The sequence below is a fragment of the Desulfococcus sp. genome (assembly GCF_050178255.1).
Taxonomy (GTDB): Bacteria; Desulfobacterota; Desulfobacteria; order Desulfobacterales; family Desulfococcaceae; genus Desulfococcus; species Desulfococcus multivorans.
The window spans coordinates 1-2,956 of sequence record NZ_JBFXGG010000195.1 but is presented as its reverse complement, the minus strand read 5'-3'; the positions used below and the strand labels follow the sequence as shown (position 1 = coordinate 2,956).

3 protein-coding genes are annotated in these 2,956 nt (G+C 60.7%); all 3 read right to left on the bottom strand.

The features are described 5' to 3' along the window. Positions 1 to 784 (bottom strand): 50S ribosomal protein L11 methyltransferase (locus tag AB7S84_RS17105; RefSeq protein ID WP_428156012.1); only part of this gene is annotated, 784 nt, incomplete at its 3' end. 39 nt (positions 785 to 823) lie between these two features. Then, entirely contained in the window at positions 824 to 2,554 is a 1,731-nt protein-coding gene (locus AB7S84_RS17100; RefSeq protein ID WP_428156010.1) for a YcaO-like family protein, read from the bottom strand. Continuing rightward, a partial coding sequence (gene tatC / locus AB7S84_RS17095) for a twin-arginine translocase subunit TatC (protein WP_428156008.1) occupies positions 2,547 to 2,956 on the bottom strand: 410 nt, incomplete at its 5' end. The genes tatC and AB7S84_RS17100, both read right to left, overlap by 8 nt.

Below are 2,956 nucleotides of genomic sequence, written 5' to 3'. Positions count from 1 at the left end.
CCGCCCAGCGGCAGGCAACGTCGTACATGCCGCAGAGGGCCCGAAAGGGTCGAATCTCGTCGATCCGAATCCCGGAGAAGACCCATGCCGCAGGAGACGAACTCACGCGAAACATTTCAGGAAGGATCCGTCTGAGAGTGGGGTATCTCAGATTGGCCAGGACGAGGTTGAAAACGCCGTGAAGCGCCTCCACGGGAACAGCGTCCACGGAAAGGCGTTCGGACAGATCGTTCAATGCCGCGTTTCGTCGGGCTTCATCCACGGCGCAGGGGTCGATGTCCACGCCGACCCCCCGTCGAATTCCCAACATCAGTGCGGCAATGGCGAGTATACCCGATCCGGTGCCCACGTCCAGAACGGCCGAGTCGCCCTGGAGTTCCACCAGGGAAAGCGTCGTCAGGGCCGCATCGATGCCCCGCACCGATAAACGGGTGGTGGGGTGTTGTCCCGTGCCGAAGGCGGCGCCGGGAGCCAGGCGAATGACGATCTCATCCTGGGCGGGGGTATAGGCTTTGCCTGGCGGCTTCACGACCACATGGGTGGAAAAACGGACCGCCCGATCAAAGGAAGGCTCGATGATCGTATGGCCGTGCTGTTCCCGATAGGCAAGCTCGCCGTCGGCCACCAGCCCGCAGAGGACAGACCGGGCCCATCGCCGGCTTTGTCCGAAAACATCTGCCATCAGGCCGACAAAAACCTGCGGAGTCACGCCGTCGGTCCGCTCCTCCAGAATACGGAGAGCGGCGGTCTTGACGTCGAATGCGGTCTGGGACGGCTTATTCACGGCATCGAGGATGGCATCTGAAAGGGAAGGACATCGGCTTTACGATTCGCCGAAGTTCCGGAGGTAATTGGCGAAAAGCCGGGGATGCACCCGGGAGAAACGGTCGAAATCCGCCGTGATCTCCATTCCCGGAACAAGGGCACGGACCACGGGCAACCCCACATCCTCTCGGGTGAGGTCTACGTAAACGGGTCGATACCCCCAGGCGGCAAGAAGGTTTTCGAGGAGCCTGAGATCGGCGGCACTGTTGCCCAGCCGATAGTCCGGAAGATTCTCCAGGGGTACGCGGACCAGCCCGTGCAGGCCGCTCCCCGACGGGGGCCCGTAGGGAAAAGCATAGGGGGTTTCGGTCATGGCCGAAAGCAGTGCCCTTCGGGCATCGAGATGACAACCGGTTCCCTTCACAATACCCCCGCCAATGTCCCGGACGAAGCACTTGCAGCAGGGGACGCCCAGCCTGGACGTCAGATCCTGGAATTGCAGATGAATCCCCAAATCCCGGTAGCTCTCAAGAAGAGGCCCCACCCGGGGATCGACAGTCTCGACGGTGAAGCACTGGGAAGGGTGGAAGGGCGTCGTTCCGTCGTGATCTCTTTCGATAATCTCCAGAAGCGCGCTCAATCTGGCCTCGTCCATGGTGTTGCCCGATGCCAGGCCGGTGGACCCCAGCGCTGAAAAGAGTTTTATCTCGTCAAGATTACAGAACAGAAAGATGCATTGGGCCGGCACCCAAACCGACGCGGCCCCGTCACGCCCGCACGCCTCGCCCTCGATCCAATGGAGAGGCTCGTCACCGTATGGCGCCTCCAAGGCCAGACGGTTGGGGTCCACCGCCGGAATGCCGGCCTTGACGAGTTCGGAATACCGTGCCCGCTTCAAGGGATATGATCGGATATAACCTTCTACCCCCTCATCGCCGACCGAGGCAAACGCGGAACACCGCTCGATCATCTCCATGGCCAGAGAGGCTTGGGCCGCAGGCAACGAAAGCCCCCGACCATATGAGTTTTGGAGCCCGCTGATCCGGAAACGGTGTCTTCCGTTACAAACGCCGATATCGACATGCCACTGCCGCAGCAACGCAACGGGGCTGAGGGAGGCGGCATGTCGCTGGACCTCCCCGGCGATGATGCCCAAGGCGTCCAGTTTTTCCAGGGCGATTCGGGAGGTCTCTTCCAGAGCGGGGCGGGGGGGCGCCTCGGGCAATCCCATTGCCGCTGTTTCTTCCCGAACGGCCGTTATGCCCGGATGGAGCGGATCGGCCTGGGAAAGGGTCTTGTCGGAAAACGGCGCCGAAAGACCGGTATTCCGGGGCGGGGGAAGCATGTGGTGCGCATTGAGATTGGTCCGGAACAAATCAATCCATTGGGAATGAAGGGACTGATCCGGGACAAGGTAGGATTTGAGGTAAATGAACGGCGTTTCGCCCGTTATCCGTCGGATCTTTTCCGGTCGCAGGGTGTCCCTCAGGGGCGCGAAGTGATCGTACACCAGAATCGCCTCGTACAAAAGGGCGCGCAGGAATCCGTCCGCAGCCGGTATCGATCGGAGACGGGCCGCCAGGTGTGCCGGGTCCCAAAGGCTGATCCGTTTAAGCATGTGGCGACGCAGAAAGGCGTCGTTGGGCCGCGTACGGAGCGCTTCGAGACATGCTGCGTCATCGATCTCCGTCTTGGGCACGCATGAAAAATAGCCGATGCCGCCATCGGTTTGCATCAGGGCCAGCCGATATTCGACGAGGTCTGCCGAAAAAGATGCCGCCTCAGGCATTCTTTTCTCCGCTCTTGGGGCTGGAGACCTCGCTCCGGGCGTCCTGATCATCGGATACGCCGTTTTCATTTTCGTGCCCCGTCTTCGGAGTATCCGCCTCGGGGGGTTTTCCTTCGGCTTCCGCCGCTTCTTCGCCGGCTTTCTTCGGTTGGAATACTTTGGCTCCGACGATGCTGAGTTCGTAGAGGGCCATCAAGGGCACAGCCAGCAGGACCTGGCTCACCACATCCGGCGGGGTAACGATGGCCGCTCCGACGAAAAAGAGCAGAATGGCATACTTACGATTTTTTTTAAGGAAAACGTCGGTCACGATCCCCATGCGGGCCATGCCGGTCAAGACCAGCGGGAGTTCGAAAGCAAGGCCGAAGGCGATAAGCAGTTTGGCGGAAAAGGAGAGATACT